Source organism: Rhodoferax lacus, from assembly GCF_003415675.1.
Taxonomy (GTDB): domain Bacteria; phylum Pseudomonadota; class Gammaproteobacteria; order Burkholderiales; family Burkholderiaceae_C; genus Allorhodoferax; species Allorhodoferax lacus.
Genome location: NZ_QFZK01000001.1, coordinates 126,250 through 144,253 on the forward strand (window position 1 = coordinate 126,250; position 18,004 = coordinate 144,253).

Genomic DNA, 18,004 nt, shown 5'->3' on the forward strand with positions numbered 1-18,004 from the left:
CGCACCTATGCTCGATATTTCACGCATCCAGGCAATAACCTTGGACCTGGACGATACCCTCTGGCCGATTTGGCCAACCATTGAAGTGGCCGAGCTGCGTCTGCAGGAGTGGCTGAGGGCCAAGGCTCCGCGCACCTCTGCGCTTTTCGCCAGTCCGCACACGCGCATGGCTCTGCGCGAACAGGCGCAGACCGGTTGGCCAGACCAGCACCACGACTTGAGCTTCATGCGCCGCGAGATGATCCGCCTGGGCCTGCAGCAAAGTGCCGAAGACCAGGACCTGGCGGGCCCCGCCTTTGGTGTCTTTTTTGACGCCCGCCAGCAGGTCACCCTGTTCGAGGATGTCGTACCCGCTCTGGCACTTCTGTCGGCACGCTGGCCGGTGCTGGCCCTGTCGAATGGCAATGCGGATGTGCACCGCGTGGGCATAGGCCAATACTTCTGTGGTTCAGTCAGCGCGCGTGAGGTCGGTGTGGGCAAGCCGGATGTGCGAATTTTTCAGGCTGCGGCCCAAAGCCTGCAACTCGATGCAGATCAGATCCTGCATGTGGGTGATGACGAAAGCCTGGACGTGTTGGGGGCGCTGGACGCTGGTATGCAAACCGCCTGGGTCAACCGCAGCGACAAACTCTGGGGCTACCCGGCGCAGCCGCATGCCACCGTGGTCAGCATGGCCGAGCTGTGCGCAGTGCTGGGCGCTGTGGCTGCGGCCTGACTACGGTTTGGGTTGCAGCGTCAGCGTGCTGTCGGTGTGGGCATGGATATCGGCCGCACCCAGGCGTTGGCGCGCGTACAGGCCTTGCGCAAAGCGCTCGGCCTGGTCGCTGTAGTGGCGGTCAAACAGCACGCCGCTTTGCCCGACCGGGTTGATGCCCAAGGACTTGTCGGGGGCGCCAAAGTCGATCACCCGGCGGGTGGACGGGCCAAAGGTCACAGCCCAGGGCGCAGGGCCTATGGCCTGTGACAGGTTGTTGGGTGTCTCGCGTCCACCGGGCACGGCAAAGGGGCCCACGTCGAACAACCGGTCCAGCGGCTTTTGCTGCCCCAGCGGATGCCTGTGGGTCAGGGTGTGGGTGTTGGCCCAGGTCCAGTCGATCAGGCTGGTGCCGTACAGGCCCATCATGTGCTTGAGCGTGTTGCTCCAGGCCACGCGCACCGTCTCAAAGTGGCTTTCCTTCTGGGGCGTCTTGATGTTGTTCCACCAGGGTGAGTGGACGTCGGCCACCAGCCGGGGCAGGGCGTGGTCCAGTGCCGGTGTGCCCAGCAGGTTCTGGAATTGCAGTTCGCCCAGCTCATCTTCAAAAACGGCCTTGGACAGCTCATAGCTGAGCTGGCTGAACAGGCTGGCTGCCACGCTGTTGGGTTCATAGCAGCCGTCCCACTTCTGCAGGGGTTCCATGAAGGCGCGGTCATTGGGGTCGGTGGCCACCCGGTCAATCATGGGCAGGAGCAACTTGAGGACGCGCTTGGGGTAGTCGTTGCAGACGTCGAGCTGCAGCCGGGTTGTCAGCTCCGGGGTCCATTTGCTTTTGCCATCCTGGAGCAAGTCGTCCAGCCGCTTGGCGCGGTCGGGCAACAGGTAGTAGCCGGGTACGGGTACCACGCTGGCTGGCTGCTGGTTGGCAGAGACGATGTAGCCACGGGCGGGGTTCTCTTCCTGCGGATTGAAGCTGAAGTTGTAGAAGCCGCCCTTCTCGGCTTCTCCCTTGCTGGCGTCCAGAATGAACAGGGGGTTTGCACCCTCGGGGCGCTGCGGCAGCTTGGCTGCGGCCCACCAGGCAATGTCGCCGCTGGTGTTGGCCCACAGGATGTTGAGCCCCGGTGCGTGAACCATTTCAGCTGCGGCGCGGGCCTTGTCGCGTGTGTCGGCGCGGTTGAGCTGGTAGAGCGCCTCTTCGATGGGGTTGTCGGTCTCCAGAAAGGCCCACCACATGGCAATCGGCGTGTTGCCATAGTTCTGGTGAAAGGCGTCGGTCACGATGGGGCCATGCGGGCCGGTGCGCAAGGGCAGCACCACGTCGGCCGCACCTTTGACCTTGATGGTGTCGTTCGTCACTTGCAGGTCTACCCACTGGTCCTGGTGCCAGACCTGCCCCGGGTTGGCGGGGTTGGCTTTCTCGGCAATCAGGTCAATGTCATCGTTTTCAAACATGGTCACGCTCCAGCCGAAGCGGGTGTTGTGACCCAGCAAGGCCAGCGGGTTGAGTGCGTTGAAGTGCCCATACAGCTCAAAGCCCGGCGCCCGCAGGTGGGCTTCGTACCAGGTGGCCGGTACCGAGAAGCCAATGTGGGGGTCACCCGCCAGTATCGGCTTGCCACTTTGCGTGCGCTGGCCCGAAACAACCCAGGCGTTGCTGCCCTGAAACTCGCCCATGCCGGCTGACCGCAGGGCCTGGCGGCTGACTTGTGCGAGCTGGTTCAAGCCCTCCCAGTCCTGCGTGCTCAGAGCCACTGCCTTGCCACTGGATGTACCTGCGGGCGCGCTGCCGGGGCTTGCCAGTGCCGTGTCCAGGCTTCTGAGCCCGCCCTCGGGGTGAGGCTCGGTGTCAAACACGCCCAGATACTGGGGCCCCAGCTTGTCGCGGACAAAGGTCATCAAGGGTTCGGTCTTGAAGGCGGCTGCAAAGCTGTAGGCCAGGTAGCCGCTCACGGCCGCCGCGTCCTCAGGGGTGAAGGGCCGCTTGCGGATGCCCAGCGCATCAAACTCCATGGGTGCGGGGTGCGTGGCCTGAAACTGGTTGACGCCGTCCAGATAGGCCAGCAGGGCACGGCTGGCCGGGCTTTGCGGGGCCAGGCGTGCCACCATGGTCTTGGCGTGTTCGCGCAGGCGCAGGGTGCGAAACAGCTTGTCGCTATCGAGCAGCCTGGGGCCAAACACTTCGGCCAATTCCCCATTGGCCAGGCGGCGCGCCATCTCCATTTGGAACAGGCGGTCCTGTGCGTGCACATAGCCCAGGGCGCGGTACAGGTCGGCCTCGTTGTCGGCGTGGATGTGCGGCACGCCGCGTTCGTCATACTGCACCGTGACGGTCGCACTCAGGCGTTCCAGGGACATGGTTCCCTCGCGCACCGGCAGCTTGGTATGCACGTACCAGGCAGCACCCGCCGCCAGGGCGAGCAGTAGAGCCAATAGGGTGGCTGCAATCACGAGGCTGGTTTTTTTCATTCTTTTATCCGTGGGTACTGCCACAGTCTAGCGCGGGTACATACCTGTTAGGCAAGCGCCAGGGCCGCAGATTTGCCACTCTGCACTGCCCCTTCCAGGGTGGCCGGGTAGGGGCCGTCCACATAGTCACCACAGGCCAGCAGGCCCGGGGCTATGTGCTGCGCCGGGCGCTGCAGGCCGGGTGTGCAGGCAAAGGTGGCGCGCTTTTCCAGTACGGTTTGTACCAGCACGGGGGACGAGCCACGCAGCAGGCCGCCAAGATGCGCCTGGGCCTGCTGCAGGACCTTGCCCTGAAGCACGGCGCGCTCGTCCGTGCTGGCGCTGACCACAAAGGCCAACAGCCCCGCCGGGCCGTCCAGTTGGCCGCGGTCAAACACAAACTGCGCCGGGCATTCGGCGCTGCTGCGCAGTGCCAGCATGGGCTGGGGCAGGCGCGTGCTGCCCGCTTGCAGGTAGACGGTGGCTATGCCTTCGTGTTGCAGTTGGCTGGCTGTTAAAGCCCAGGCCTGCAGGGCGGGAGCTGCCTCGCCACGGGCCTGGCCCAGCAACTGGCTGGCCACTGAGGGTGAGGTAGCCCAGAGCACAGCGTCAAACGCCTCATCATTCACCCGCCACTGCGAAGGTGCCTGCGCTGGCGAAAGTAGCTCCAATTGCTCCACGCGGCAGCCCGGGCGCAGGCTGGCACCGCGCTGGCCCAGCCAGGCGGCAGCCGCATCGGGGAACAGGGCGGATAGATCGGTGCGGGGCAGCAGCAGGTTGGAGCTGCCGCGCCCGCTCAGCAACGAATCCTTGAGCACACGCAAAAACACCTGGCCGCTGGAGCGCTCGGGCGGGGTGTTCAGCGCGGAGACGCACAATGGCTCTATCAGTGTTTGAATGACCTTGGGTGCCAGGCCCCGGCACAGATCGGTCACGGTGGTGGCAGTTGCGCAGCGAAAGCCGGCCATCTGCCAGCTGCTGGTGGTGCGCAGCAGCGACCACTTGTCGGCTACGCTCCAGCCACGCGCGCTCCAGATGCCGCCCAGCACGTCCAGCGGCATGGGCCAGTCTGGCAACTGCAGGCCCAGGCCATCAGGAAAGAGCAGGGTCAGCGGCAGGCGCAGCAGCGCTTGCTTTGGGTCCACTCCCACCGTGCGCATCAGCGCCAGCGTGTCGGCATAGGCACCAATCAGGATGTGCTGGCCGTTGTCCAGCAGCACAGCGCTGCCATCGGGCAGGGTGGTGGGCATGGCGCGTGCGCGGCCGCCCCAGGTGCGGGTGGCTTCAAATACCGTGACCCGGTGTCCGGCCTCGGTGGCCGTCACCGCAGCGGCCATGCCGGCCCAGCCGCCACCCACCACGGCGACCTGCAGGGCCTTCACATGGTGCCCAGGGCTTGGACCTTCCAGGCCAGCCAGAGCTTGCGCAGCGGCGTGAGCCGGGTGCGCTGGTGCAGCACCTGGAACTGGTCGGCTTCTATCTCGCGCAGCAGGGTGCGGTAGATGCTGGCCATCATCAGTCCGGGCTTCTGGGCACGCCGGTCGGCCGCTGGCAGCAGGGCCAGCGCCTGGTCGTACAGGCCATGTGCGCGCTTGGCCTGGAACTGCATGAGCGCAGTGAAACGCTCCGAGTAGCCGCGCTTCAAAATTTCGTGGGCCTTGACATCGAACTGCTGCAGCTCGCTCACCGGCAGGTAGATGCGTCCGCGCAACGCGTCTTCGCCCACGTCACGGATGATGTTGGTGAGCTGCAGGGCCTGGCCCAGGGTGTGGGCATATTCGGTGGTGGCCGCTTCGGTCTGGCCAAAGATGCGGGCTGCGACTTCACCCACCACACCGGCCACCAGGTGGCAGTAGCGCTGCAGGTTGGGGTAGTCCAGGTAGCGGGTTTGCTCCAGATCCATCTGGCAGCCGTCGATCACGGCTTGCAGGTGGCGTGCCTCTATGCCGTAGTTGCTGGTGTGCGGCATGAGGGCCTTCATTACCGGGTGGCTGGGCTGGCCGGCAAAAGCCTGGGCCACTTCGGTCTTCCACCAGGCCAGTTTGGTGGCGGCCACTCCCGCGTCCACCATCTCGTCCACCACGTCATCGACTTCGCGGCAAAAGGCATAGAAGGCGGTGATAGCGGCGCGCCTTGGCGCAGGCAGAAACAGGAAGGCGTAATAAAAGCTGCTGCCGGAGGCCACGGCTTTTTGCTGTACGTATTGTTCGGGGGTCATGCGGCTATTGTCCCATTCGCAGGTGCATGGTTTCTACATCCACAAGGCGCGCCAAAGCATCACCGCAAAGTCCATGCTGCGCAAGGTGGGGCGCTGGCGCAGGGTGGCGTAGTGCAGTGCCTCGATCTTGTCCAGAATGCGCAGACCTCCTTGCACCACCAAACGCAATTCCCATCCAGCGCGTCCTGGCACCGCATGCACCAGCGGCGCGCCCTGGGCCATGAGGGCGCGGGCTTCGCGCACGCACTGCGCCACCATGCGCGTGGCCTCTGGCGTTTGTTTGAGTGCCAGCAGATCGGCCTGTGCCACGCCGTGCTCTGTGCGCATGGCCTCGGTGAAGTAAAAGCGTCCGCGCGGGATGTCCACACTGGGGTCTTGCCAGAAGTTGATGAGTTGCAGGGCGGTGCAGATAGCGTCGCTTTGCTGCAGGGACTGCGCATCGCTCACTCCGTACAGGTGCAGCAGCAGGCGGCCAATGGGGTTGGCGGAGCGGCGGCAATAGTCGCGCAGCTCGGCTTCGTCCCGGTAGGCGCTCTGGTCCCGGGTCTTTTCGATGTCCTGCTGGAACGCATCCAGCAAATCGAGCAGCAGCTGCAGTGGCAGTTTGTGGCTGTCCATGGTTCTGCGAACTGCAGTGAATACGCCAGCCCAGCGCGGATCCGCCAGCCCTGCGCCCTTGGGTCCGACTACATCCAGCAGTTGCTGGCGGTAGTCGGACAGGGCCTGTAGCCGCTCGCTCGCTGTGGCATCGCCCTCGTCGGCAATGTCGTCGGCGGTGCGTGCAAAGTGGTAGATCGCTGCAATGGGTGCGCGCAGGTGCGCAGGGCACAGCACGGAGGCCACCGGAAAGTTTTCGTAATGTCCGATGCGTGTGTCGGCAGAGCTGCTGTTCATGCCCCGATTTTGCCCTGCGCCTTGACACCGGTCAGGGCTTACAATAAATTACTAACCTGCCGGTCATTAAACTGATCGCAGCCCTCCCTTCCGCATTTTTACCTCCCGGGTCGTCCTATGTATTTCAAGCCTGTATTCCGCTGTTTGTTGCTGTCGGCAACCGTGGGCGTTTTCTCTGCCTGCACACCTGCCGCACCCCCCGAAGAGCCTGTGCGCGCGGTCAAGGTGCTGACGGTGGGTGCCGGCACGCAGCAGACCAGCGCGGAATATTCTGGCGAGGTGCTGGCGCGCGTGGAATCACGTCTGGGTTTTCGGGTGGCAGGAAAAATCATCCGCCGCCCGGTCGAGCTGGGTCAGCGCGTCAAGGCGGGTCAGGTGCTGGCGCAGCTGGACCCGCAGGATTACAAGCTGTCGGAAGCGGCAGCCCGCGCCCAGTTGGCCGCGGCAGCCACCAACCGCGATCTGGCAGCGGCTGACTTCAAGCGTTACAAGGATTTGAAGGACCAGAATTTCATCAGCAGCGCGGAGCTGGAGCGCCGCGACAGCACCCGCAAGGCGGCGCAAGCCCAGTTTGACCAGGCCCAGGCGCAGCTCAGTGGCCAGGGCAACCAGGCGGCTTACACCACCTTGGTGGCCGACGTTTCCGGCGTGGTGACGGCAGTGGATGCCGAGGTGGGCCAGGTGGTGGCTGCCGGTACGCCGGTGGTGCGCATTGCGCAGGACGGTGCGCGCGATGTGCTGTTTTCCGTGCCCGAAGACAAGGTGCAGGCCCTGCGCGTGGGCTCTGCGGCTCAGGTCAAGGCATGGGCCAGCCAGACCACGGTGCAGGCCAAACTGCGCGAAGTTGCAGCCAGTGCCGACCCGGTCACCCGCACCTACGCGGTGCGCGCAGCGCTGGATGCCAAGGATGATTTGCCCTTGGGCTCCACCGTGTCGGTCACGCCTGCCGCTCTGGCGCATGGCGACCAGGCCGTGGTCAAGTTGCCCACCAGCGCCATCTTCCGCGATGGCAATGCCAGCGCCGTGTGGGTTCTGGATACCGCGAACATGACGGTAAAGCTGACCCCGGTGGAGATTGCCACGGCCGACGGCAACGAGGTGGTGCTGCGCAGCGGCCTCCAACCCGGCATGCAGGTCGTGTCTGCCGGCGTGCACGTGCTGTCGCCGGGGCAAAAAGTGTCCCTCTACCAGCCCGCCCGCGCCGATACCGCAGCCGCTCCTTCTCTTGCTGCCGCCTCTGCGGCACAGAAGTGAGTCGCGCATGAGCACGGACAACGCAAGCAAGGGCTTCAACCTCTCCAAGTGGGCGCTGGACCACGGGCCCCTCACGCGCTACCTGATGGTGGTGCTGATGGTGCTGGGCATTGCCGCCTACTTCCAGCTCGGCCAGGACGAAGACCCGCCCTTTACCTTCCGGGCCATGGTGGTGCAAACCTACTGGCCGGGTGCCACCGCCCAGCAGGTGGCCGAGCAGGTCACCGACAAGCTGGAAAAGACGCTGCAGGAAGTGCCCTATGCGGACAAGATCCGCAGCTACTCCAAGCCCGGGGTGTCGCAAATCACGCTGGAGCTCAAAGACTCCTCCAAGCCCAGCGAGGTGTCCAACGTCTGGTACACCGTGCGCAAGAAGATTGGCGACATGCGGGGCACCCTGCCCGCCGGCGTGCAGGGCCCGTTCTTCAACGATGACTTTGGCGACGTCTATGGGGTGATCTATTCCCTGGAGGGCGACGGTTTTAATTACGCCGAGCTCAAGACCTTTGCCGACGCCGCCCGACTGGAGCTGCTGCGCGTGCCCGACGTGGCCAAGGTGGCGCTGTTTGGCGACCAGGACGAAAAGGTCTTTGTCGAAATTTCGCAAAAGCGTCTGGCCCAGCTCGGGCTGGACCTGAACCAGGTGCTTTCGCAATTGAGCCAGCAAAACGCGGTGGAGAGCGCAGGCGCCGTGCAGACGCCGCTGGACGTGGTGCAGGTGCGGGTGGGTGGCCAGTTCAAGGCGCTGGAGCAGTTGCGCGCCATGCCGATTCGCGGCAGTTCGGGCAAGCAGTTCCGGCTGGGGGACCTGGCCGAGATTCGCCAGGCCACTATCGACCCGCCAAGTGTGAAGGTGCGCCACCATGGCAAAGAAGTGATTGCCCTGGGGGTGTCCATGACCAAGGGCGGCGACATCATTGCCCTGGGCAAGTCCTTGCAAAAAGCCTTTGCCAAGATAGAGAAAAATCTGCCAGCCGGCGTGACCCTCTCCAAGGTGCAGGACCAGCCCCGCGCGGTGGCCAGTTCGGTGGGCGAATTTGTGGCCACGCTGATGGAGGCGGTGGTGATTGTGCTGGTGGTCAGCTTTGTGGCTTTGGGCCTGCACAAGCGCCCCGGGCAGCAACCGCTGTGGAAACGCTATTACGTGGACATGCGCCCGGGGCTGGTGGTGGGCATCACCATTCCGCTGGTGCTGGCGGTCACGTTTCTGGCCATGAACTACTTTGGCATCGGCCTGCACAAGATCTCTTTGGGCTCGCTCATCATCGCCCTGGGCCTGCTGGTGGATGACGCCATCATTGCGGTGGAGATGATGGTGCGCAAGATGGAGGAGGGCTACGACAAGGTGCGCGCGGCCACTTTTGCCTACGAAGTCACCGCCATGCCCATGCTGACTGGCACGCTGATCACCGCAGCCGGCTTCCTGCCCATTGGCTTGGCCAAGTCGGTTACCGGCGAATACACCTTTGCCATCTTTGCGGTGACGGTGATTGCGCTGGTGCTGAGCTGGGTTGTGTCCGTCTACTTCGTGCCCTACCTGGGCACGGTACTGCTCAAAATCAAGCCGCACCAGTTCCACCCCGATGGCGCGGCCGGTGGCGGCGTGGATCAGCACGAGCACTTTGATACCCCGTTTTATGTGGGCTTTCGCAAGGTCCTGAACTGGTGTTTGGCACACCGCTGGATGACCATAGGCGCCACCGTGCTGGTGTTTGCGCTGGGTATTGTCGGCATGGGCCAAGTGCAGCAGCAGTTCTTCCCGGACTCCAGCCGGCCCGAAGTGCTGGTGGATGCCTGGTTCCCTGAAGGCACCTCCTTTGCGGCCAACGAGGAAGTGGCCACGCGCATCGAGGCGCGGCTGCTGCGGGAAGAGGGCGTAACCAATGTGACGACCTGGATAGGCTCCGGACTGCCGCGCTTTTACCTGTCGCTCAACCAGATCTTTCCGCAGAGCAATGTGTCGCAGTTCATGCTGATCTCCAAGGACCAGGCGTCCCGCGAGCGGCTCAAGAACAAGCTCCCTATCATCCTGGCGCAGGAGTTCCCGGAGGTGCGTGGCCGCGTGCAGGTGCTGCCCAATGGCCCGCCGGTGGAATACCCGGTGCAGTTCCGTGTGGTGGGGCCCGACCCGGTGCTGCTGCGCGGCTTTGCCGACTCCGTCAAGGAGGCCATGCGCGCCAGCCCCAACACCCGTGGCGTGAACGACAACTGGCATGAGTCCATCAAGGTGATTCGCCTGGAGGTGGACCAGGCCAAGGCCCGTGCCCTGGGCGTGACCAGCCAGTCGATCGCCCAGGCCTCGCGCACCATCCTGGCGGGCAGCACCGTGGGCCAATTCCAGGAAGGCGACAAGCTGATCGACATCGTGCTGCGCCAGCCGCTGGCCGAGCGCAATGCCATCACCGACATCGGCGACGCCTATCTTCCAACGGCCTCGGGCAAGTCGATCCCGCTGCTGCAAATTGCCAAGCCGGTGTTCACCTGGGAGCCCGGCGTGCTGTGGCGCGAGAACCGCGACTACGCCATCACCGTGCAAAGCGATATCGTGGCCAGCCTGCAGGGCGCAACTGTCACGGCCGAGCTGCAACCGGTGCTGGACACAATCAGCGCCCAGTGGCCCGCCGGTTACCGCATTGAGGTGGCGGGTGCGGTGGAGCAAAGCTCCAAGGGTTCGGACTCGATTGTGGTGGGCGTGCCCATCATGCTGTTCATCACCTTCACCCTGCTGATGCTGCAACTGCACAGCTTCAGCCGCGCCATGCTGGTGTTTTTGACCGGCCCGCTGGGCATTGCCGGAGTGGCCGCTTCGCTGCTGCTGTTTGGCCGCCCGTTTGGCTTTGTGGCGCTGTTGGGGGTGATTGCCCTGATGGGCATGATCCAGCGCAATTCGGTCATTCTGATTGACCAGATCGAGCAGGACCGCGCCGCCGGCGTGGCGCCCTGGGATGCGATTGTGGAGTCCACCGTGCGCCGTCTGCGCCCGATTGTGCTCACCGCTGCGGCTGCCGTGCTGGCCATGATTCCGCTGTCGCGCTCGGTTTTCTGGGGCCCCATGGCGGTTGCCATCATGGGCGGGCTCACGGTGGCCACGGTGCTCACCCTGCTGGCTTTGCCCGCGATGTACGCGGCGTGGTTCAGGATTCGCAGGGACAGCCCGGCGGACGGGTTAAACTAGCGGGCTTACCGATTTGACAGACCCTTTTTTGCGCGGGTGGCGAAATTGGTAGACGCACCAGGTTTAGGTCCTGACGCTGGCAACAGTGTGGGGGTTCGAGTCCCCCCCCGCGCACCACCTTGAAGAGACAAGCGAAGCAGCACGCCCCTGGCAGACCAGGGGCCCTGTTTCCAACCCATATTAGGAGAGAAGACCATGGCAGTTACTGTTGAAACCCTGGAAAAGCTGGAACGCAAGATCACGCTGACGCTGCCTGTGGGCACCATCCAGTCCGAAGTCGAAACCCGCCTGCGCAAGCTCGCACGCACCGTCAAGATGGACGGCTTCCGTCCCGGCAAGGTTCCCATGAACGTGGTGAGCCAGCGCTATGGCTACTCCGTGCACTACGAAGTGATGAACGACAAGGTGGGCGAGGCTTTTGCCACTGCCGCCAACGAAGCCAAGTTGCGCGTGGCCGGCCAGCCCCGCATTTCCGAGTCGGAAACCTCGCCCGAAGGCCAAATGGCTTTTGATGCGATCTTTGAAGTGTTCCCCGAAGTCAAAATCGGCGACCTGACCACCGCCGAAGTCGAAAAGCTCAGCACCGAAGTGACTGACGCCGCCATCGACAAGACTGTAGACATCCTGCGCAAGCAGCGCCGCACCTTCGCCCAGCGCGCCCAAGACGCCGCGGCACAAGACACCGACCGCGTGACTGTGGACTTCGAAGGCAAGATCGACGGCGAACCCTTTGCCGGTGGCAAGGCCGCTGACTTCCAGTTCATCTTGGGCGACGGCCAGATGCTGAAAGAATTTGAAGAAGCCACCCGTGGCATGAAGTCTGGCGAAAGCAAGACCTTCCCTCTGGCCTTCCCCGCCGACTACCACGGCCAGGACGTGGCTGGCAAGACCGCCGACTTCCTGGTCACGGTCAAGAAGATCGAAGCCGCCCACCTGCCTGATGTGGACGCGGCCTTGGCCAAGTCCCTCGGCATTGCCGACGCCACCGTCGAAGGCCTGCGCGCCGACATAGCCAAGAACCTGCAGCGCGAAGTCAAGTACCGCCTGCTCAACCGCAACAAGCAAGCCGTGATGGACGCGCTGATTTCCAAGGCCGAACTCGATTTGCCCAAGTCCAGCGTGCAAGCCGAGCTGGACCGCATGGTGGAAGGCGCCCGCGCCGACCTGAAGCAGCGCGGCATCAAGGACGCTGACAAGGCACCGATTCCTGACGACATCTTCCGCCCCCAAGCCGAGCGCCGCGTGCGCCTGGGCCTGGTGGTGGCTGAGCTGGTGCGTTCCAACGAGCTGGCAGCCAAGGCCGAGCAGATCAAGGCCCACATCGACGAGCTGGCCGCCAGCTACGAGAAGCCCGCTGACGTGGTGCGCTGGTACTACGGCGACAACCGCCGCATGGCCGAAGTCGAAGCCATCGTGATTGAAAACAATGTCACCGAGTTCGTGCTGTCCAAGGCCAAAGTGACCGAGAAGTCGGTGTCGTTTGACGACCTGATGGCGCAGAACTGATCCTTCCGCTACTCTGGTAAATGGGGCTTGTGCGGGGCTTGCAGTTCCGCACAGAAGCCCCATTTGCTTTTTGGCAGAAGTTTTTGGTTACAGTAGGAATACCCTTTTTGGAGTCGCTATGAATGTGAAATATGCAGCGCCAGGCGCTTTGGACATACAGGGCCTGGGCATGGTGCCCATGGTCATCGAGCAATCGGGCCGCGGAGAGCGCTCCTACGATATTTACTCGCGACTGCTCAAGGAGCGTGTGATTTTCCTGGTCGGCCCGGTCAATGACCAGACGGCCAACCTGGTGGTGGCGCAGCTGTTGTTCCTGGAGAGTGAAAACCCCGACAAGGACATTTCGTTCTACATCAACTCGCCCGGTGGTTCGGTCAGCGCCGGCATGGCGATTTTTGACACCATGAACTTCATCAAGCCCGACGTGTCCACCCTGTGCACCGGCATGGCTGCCAGCATGGGCGCCTTCCTGCTGACGGCAGGCGCCAAGGGCAAGCGTTTTTCGCTGCCCAATTCCAAGATCATGATTCACCAGCCCTCGGGTGGCAGCCAAGGTCAGGCGACTGAAATTGAAATCGCCGCACGTGAAATTTTGAAGACGCGTGAGCAGATGAACCGGATCATGGCCGAGTTGACCGGGCAGACCTACGAAAAAGTTGCCCTGGACACCGAACGCGACTACTACATGACGGCCAATGAGGCCAAGGACTACGGTGTGGTCGACCAGGTGATTGCCAAGCGCCCCTGAACGGATTGAGGGGGCCTTGGGGCCCCCGTTTCAACGGTGCCTGTGCGTGATCAGGCACCGTTTTTTATTTGGTTATCATCCGCGTAACTAGTTGTTAAAGGGCAGTGAGCACATGGCCGAGAAAAAAGGCACTTCCAGCGAAAAAACCCTGTACTGCTCTTTTTGCGGCAAAAGCCAGCACGAAGTGAAGAAGCTGATCGCCGGGCCGTCGGTGTTCGTCTGCGACGAATGCATTGAACTCTGCAACGAGATCATCCGTGACGAGTTGCCTGCAACCACCCAGACCAAGGACGCCAAGAGCGACCTGCCCACACCGGCAGAAATCAAGGCCAATCTGGACAATTACGTGATTGGTCAGGAACCCGCCAAGCGCACCCTGGCAGTGGCGGTGTACAACCACTACAAACGCCTGCGCCACAAGGACAAGGCCAAGAAAGACGAGGTGGAGCTGGCCAAGAGCAACATCCTGTTGATCGGCCCCACCGGTTCCGGCAAGACCCTGCTGGCGCAAACCTTGGCCCGCATGCTGGACGTGCCCTTTGTCATGGCCGATGCCACCACCCTGACCGAAGCCGGTTATGTGGGTGAAGACGTGGAAAACATCGTCCTGAAGCTGCTGCAAAGCTGCAACTACGAAGTCGAGCGCGCCCAGCGCGGCATTGTCTACATTGACGAGATTGACAAGATTTCCCGCAAGTCCGACAACCCCTCCATCACCCGTGACGTCTCGGGCGAGGGCGTGCAGCAGGCATTGCTCAAGCTCATCGAAGGCACCATGGCCAGCGTGCCGCCCCAGGGCGGGCGCAAGCACCCCAACCAGGACTTTGTGCAGATCGACACCACCAACATCCTGTTCATCTGTGGCGGTGCGTTCTCGGGTCTGGAAAAGGTCATTGAGAACCGTACCCAGTCCTCGGGCATTGGCTTTGGCGCCAGCGTCAAGAGCAAGGCGCAACGCAGCCTGACCGAGGTGTTCAAGGACGTGGAACCGGAAGACCTGATCAAGTTCGGCCTCATCCCCGAACTGGTGGGCCGTATGCCGGTGGTTGCCACCCTGGCTGAACTGACCGAAGACGCGCTGGTGCAAATCCTGACCGAGCCCAAGAATGCCCTGGTCAAGCAATACGCCAAGCTGTTGGCCATGGAAGGCGCAGAGCTGGAAATCCGGCCCTCGGCTCTGAAAGCCATTGCCAAGCGTGCCCTGGCCCGAAAGACCGGTGCACGCGGACTGCGCTCGATCCTGGAGCAGTCCCTGATTGACACCATGTACGACCTGCCCAATGTGGCCAATGTCGAAAAAGTCGTGGTGGACGAGTCCACCATCGAAGAAAACAAGCCACCATTGCTGGTGTACCGCGAAGCGGCCAAGAAAGCCTAGGTGTGAACCATGCCCCAAAGCCCTCAAATGCGGGGTCTTTGGGTGCAATTCACAGGGCTCGGGTGGATGCCCCGATTTGATAATGGGGCACTTGAATTAACTCCCGAGCGAACCATGTATAGCTGGTTATAAAGAGGTTTACCAATGTCTGGCCACACTCCCTTACCTTCCGACCCCATCGATCTGCCCCTGCTGCCCCTGCGGGATGTGGTGGTCTTCCCGCATATGGTGATCCCCCTGTTTGTGGGACGTCCCAAGAGTATCAAGGCCCTGGAAGCCGCCATGGAAGCCGAGCGGCGCATCATGCTGGTGGCCCAAAAGGCCGCAGCCAAGGATGACCCGCTGGTCTCCGACATGTTTGACATGGGCTGTGTCTCCACCATCCTGCAAATGCTCAAGCTGCCCGACGGCACCGTGAAGGTGCTGGTGGAAGGCCATCAGCGTGCCAGCGTCAACCGCATCGAAGAGGGTGAGTCCCACTTCACGGCCAATGTGTCGCCGATCGAAATGGGTGAGAGTGCGGAAGAAAAAGTGCGCGGCAAAAGCAGCGAAATTGAAGCCCTGCGCCGCGCCGTGATGCAGCAGTTTGACCAGTACGTCAAACTCAACAAGAAGATTCCGCCCGAGATTCTTACCTCCATCTCCAGCATTGACGATGCCGGCCGCCTGGCCGACACCATTGCCGCGCACCTGCCTTTGAAGCTCGATGCCAAGCAGGCCGTGCTCAGCCTGTCGGGCGTCAAGGAGCGCCTGGAAAACCTGTTCGAGCAGATCGAGCGCGAAGTCGACATCCTGAATGTGGACAAAAAAATCCGTGGCCGTGTGAAGCGCCAGATGGAAAAGAACCAGCGCGATTTTTATCTGAACGAGCAGGTCAAGGCCATCCAGAAGGAGCTAGGCGAGGGCGAAGACGGCGCCGACATCGAAGAGATCGAGAAAAAGATCAAGGCTGCCAAGATGCCCAAGGAGGCTCTCAAGAAGGCCGAGGCTGAGTTCAAGAAGCTCAAGCTGATGTCTCCCATGTCGGCAGAAGCCACCGTGGTGCGCAACTACATCGACGTGCTGACCGGCCTGCCCTGGACTGCCAAGACCAAGATCAAGCACAACCTGGCCCATGCAGAAGCCGTGCTCAACGAAGACCACTACGGCTTGGACAAGGTCAAGGACCGCATCCTGGAATATCTTGCTGTGCAACAGCGCGTGGACAAGGTCAAGGCGCCCATCCTGTGCCTGGTAGGCCCTCCGGGCGCGGGCAAGACCTCGCTCGGTCAATCCATTGCCAAGGCCACGGGGCGCAAGTACGTGCGCATGGCCCTGGGCGGCATGCGTGACGAGGCTGAAATTCGTGGCCACCGCCGCACCTACATCGGCGCCATGCCGGGCAAGGTGCTGCAAAGCCTGTCCAAGGTGGGCACGCGCAATCCGCTGTTCCTGCTCGATGAGATCGACAAACTCGGCACCGACTTTCGTGGTGACCCCAGCAGCGCGCTGCTGGAGGTGCTGGACCCGGAGCAGAACCACAAGTTTGGCGACCATTATGTCGAGGTCGATTACGACCTGAGCGACGTGATGTTTGTGGCCACCTCCAACTCCATGAACATCCCGGCGGCCCTCTTGGACCGCATGGAAGTAATTCGCCTGTCCGGTTACACCGAAGACGAAAAGACCAACATTGCCATCACCTACCTGCTGCCCAAGCAGATGAAGAACAACGGCGTCAAGGAGTCGGAACTCACGGTTTCTGAAGACGCCGTGCGCGACATCGTGCGCTACTACACCCGCGAAGCCGGTGTGCGTGCGCTGGAACGCGACCTGTCCAAGATCTGCCGCAAGGTGGTTAAGGGCCTGTTGCTCAAGAAACTGGTGGGCCAGGTGCAGGTCACTGCCGACAACCTGAACGACTACCTGGGTGTGCGCAAGTACACCTATGGCCGTGCGGAACAGCAAAACCAGGTGGGCCAAGTGTGTGGCTTGGCATGGACCGAGGTGGGCGGCGATTTGCTGACCATCGAGGCCGCGCTGACACCGGGAAAGGGTGTCATCACCCGTACCGGCTCGCTGGGCGACGTGATGAAGGAATCGGTGGAAGCGGCCCGTACCGTGGTGCGCAGCCGGGCCCGCCGACTGGGCATCAAGGATGAGACCTTCGAGAAGAAGGACATTCACATCCACGTGCCGGACGGCGCTACACCGAAGGACGGCCCCAGCGCGGGTGCGGCCATGACCACCGCCTTTGTATCGGCACTCACCGGCATCCCGGTGCGTGGCGATGTGGCCATGACGGGTGAGATCACCCTGCGTGGTGAAGTCACGGAAATTGGTGGCCTGAAAGAGAAGCTGCTGGCTGCCTTGCGCGGCGGCATCAAGACCGTGCTGATTCCGGAAGCCAATGCCAAGGACCTGCAGGACATCCCCGAGAACGTGAAGAACGGTCTGGAGATCGTGCCGGTACGCTGGATTGACCAGGTGCTGGACCTGGCTCTGGAGACCAAACCGGTTCCGCTGCCAGATGACGAGCCTGCGGCTGCCGCGGTTGCCGTAGTCAAGGTGGATGGTGTCCAGGAGTCGGTGAAGCATTGAGTCCGGGAGTAGCGTCGATTTTTTTGCTGCAGTGTTTTAAACGGGTAAAAAAGCGCGCTATAATTCGAGGCTTGAAACGCGGGAATAGCTCAGTTGGTAGAGCGCAACCTTGCCAAGGTTGAGGTCGAGAGTTCGAGACTCTTTTCCCGCTCCAGATTCCGAAAAGGGAAGCTTCCGCTTCCCTTTTTCTTTAGACGAAGAATCAAGAGATAACCGGCGCGATAGCAAATCGGTTATGCCCTGGATTGCAAATCCAGTTAGCCCGGTTCGACTCCGGGTCGCGCCTCCAGAAATTCTGGATCATGAAAGCCCCGTCATTGTTCGATGACGGGGCTTTTTTGTTCCACAATAGGTCGTGTGCCCGAGTGGTGAAATAGGTAGACACATCGGACTTAAAATCCGCCGCTTCGTGAATAACGGGCGTACCGGTTCGATTCCGGTCTCGGGCACCAAATGCACAACTACACTGAACGCCATGCCACGCTATAACGCCCCGTTTGAGATACATGTTCATGGTCAGGTGCTGTTACGCGCAGATATTGGCTTTGAGCAGGTCCAGGAGTCCCTCAAACCCATGTGGAAGTATGCTGGCTGCCGCTCCCTTGCCGACGGCGCCAACAGTTCCTATGAGGACGAGCCGGGCATCAAGTTCGATGCCGAAGAACACGTGCTGCAGATGTGCTGGACGGTGGCGGGCGATGATGATTTTCGCCAGACGCTCGATGAGGTCTGCATGAACCTCAATGAAATTGCCGACACCGGCGCAGCCATCGAAGTCACCTTTTACGACGCCGATTTCGACAACGAGGATGCCCCCGCCAACGCCGAATCGCGTGACGACTTTGTCATGCTGTTTGTAGGCCCCAATCCTGCGGCCATCATGCAGGTGCAGCGAGACCTCCTGGTGCAGGACATGATCAGCATGATGGAGCGCCATTTTGACGGCTCCGAACTCGGTGGCGTGGTGGCCGAAGTGGACAAACTGTTTGCACAGCGCTTTGATGCACTGGTGCACTCTCTTGAAATTGGCAAGCCGCCCCGTGGGTCGGGTGGAAATCACGGTGGCGGACATGGCGGGGGACGCAAACCGCGCCATTTGCACTGAG

Annotated in this window: 12 protein-coding genes and 4 tRNA genes; 12 read left to right on the top strand and 4 right to left on the bottom strand. The window is 62.1% G+C overall.

Features of this window, described 5'->3' with window-relative positions; translation table 11 throughout:
- The first annotated feature begins 7 nt into the window (after positions 1–7).
- Entirely contained in the window at positions 8–715 is a 708-nt protein-coding gene (locus DIC66_RS00575; protein ID WP_117173019.1) for an HAD family hydrolase, read from the top strand.
- Here the strand turns inward: DIC66_RS00575 and DIC66_RS00580 are convergent, their stop codons facing one another.
- Genes DIC66_RS00580 through hpnC form a run of 4 tightly spaced genes read right to left on the bottom strand, consistent with a single transcriptional unit; the run spans position 716 to position 6,257 of the window.
- Complete coding sequence (locus tag DIC66_RS00580; protein WP_117173021.1) at positions 716–3,166, bottom strand: penicillin acylase family protein; 2,451 nt, start codon at positions 3,164–3,166, stop codon at positions 716–718.
- 47 nt (positions 3,167–3,213) lie between these two features.
- Positions 3,214–4,518, bottom strand: coding sequence for a hydroxysqualene dehydroxylase HpnE (gene hpnE / locus DIC66_RS00585; protein WP_117174078.1), 1,305 nt, complete (start codon positions 4,516–4,518; stop codon positions 3,214–3,216).
- 5 nt (positions 4,519–4,523) lie between these two features.
- Positions 4,524–5,363 carry a presqualene diphosphate synthase HpnD gene (gene hpnD / locus DIC66_RS00590; RefSeq protein WP_117173023.1) on the bottom strand — a complete coding sequence of 280 codons (840 nt, stop codon included), beginning with the start codon at positions 5,361–5,363 and terminating at the stop codon, positions 4,524–4,526.
- 33 nt (positions 5,364–5,396) lie between these two features.
- A complete protein-coding gene (hpnC, locus tag DIC66_RS00595; RefSeq protein ID WP_117173025.1) occupies positions 5,397–6,257 on the bottom strand; it encodes a squalene synthase HpnC in 861 nt (286 codons plus the stop codon).
- Positions 6,258–6,374: 117 nt separating this feature from the next.
- On the opposite strand from hpnC, the gene DIC66_RS00600 reads away from it, so the two are divergent.
- The 11 genes from DIC66_RS00600 (at position 6,375) to DIC66_RS00650 (ending at position 18,003) form a co-directional block, all read left to right on the top strand.
- Positions 6,375–7,511, top strand: a complete 1,137-nt coding sequence (locus DIC66_RS00600; protein ID WP_117173027.1) for an efflux RND transporter periplasmic adaptor subunit — start codon at positions 6,375–6,377, stop codon at positions 7,509–7,511.
- 7 nt (positions 7,512–7,518) lie between these two features.
- Entirely contained in the window at positions 7,519–10,686 is a 3,168-nt protein-coding gene (locus DIC66_RS00605) for an efflux RND transporter permease subunit (RefSeq protein WP_117173029.1), read from the top strand.
- 30 nt (positions 10,687–10,716) lie between these two features.
- Positions 10,717–10,803 (top strand) — tRNA-Leu (locus DIC66_RS00610).
- A gap of 78 nt (positions 10,804–10,881) precedes the next feature.
- Positions 10,882–12,192: a trigger factor gene (gene tig, locus DIC66_RS00615; RefSeq protein WP_117173031.1), complete on the top strand. Its 1,311-nt coding sequence runs from the start codon at positions 10,882–10,884 to the stop codon at positions 12,190–12,192.
- A gap of 118 nt (positions 12,193–12,310) precedes the next feature.
- Entirely contained in the window at positions 12,311–12,940 is a 630-nt protein-coding gene (clpP, locus tag DIC66_RS00620; protein WP_117173033.1) for an ATP-dependent Clp endopeptidase proteolytic subunit ClpP, read from the top strand.
- Positions 12,941–13,052: 112 nt separating this feature from the next.
- The gene (clpX, locus tag DIC66_RS00625; protein ID WP_117173035.1) at positions 13,053–14,318 is read left to right on the top strand and encodes an ATP-dependent Clp protease ATP-binding subunit ClpX; all 1,266 of its coding nucleotides are present in this window, start codon (positions 13,053–13,055) and stop codon (positions 14,316–14,318) included.
- Between the two features lie 144 nt (positions 14,319–14,462).
- Complete coding sequence (gene lon / locus DIC66_RS00630) at positions 14,463–16,898, top strand: endopeptidase La (protein WP_117173037.1); 2,436 nt, start codon at positions 14,463–14,465, stop codon at positions 16,896–16,898.
- Positions 16,899–16,976: 78 nt separating this feature from the next.
- Positions 16,977–17,052 (top strand) — tRNA-Gly (locus DIC66_RS00635).
- 61 nt (positions 17,053–17,113) lie between these two features.
- Positions 17,114–17,187, top strand: a tRNA-Cys gene (locus DIC66_RS00640).
- A 70-nt stretch (positions 17,188–17,257) separates the two neighbouring features.
- Positions 17,258–17,350 (top strand) — tRNA-Leu (locus DIC66_RS00645).
- A 23-nt stretch (positions 17,351–17,373) separates the two neighbouring features.
- Entirely contained in the window at positions 17,374–18,003 is a 630-nt protein-coding gene (locus DIC66_RS00650) for a DUF6806 family protein (protein WP_117173039.1), read from the top strand.
- Position 18,004 lies beyond the last annotated feature (1 nt).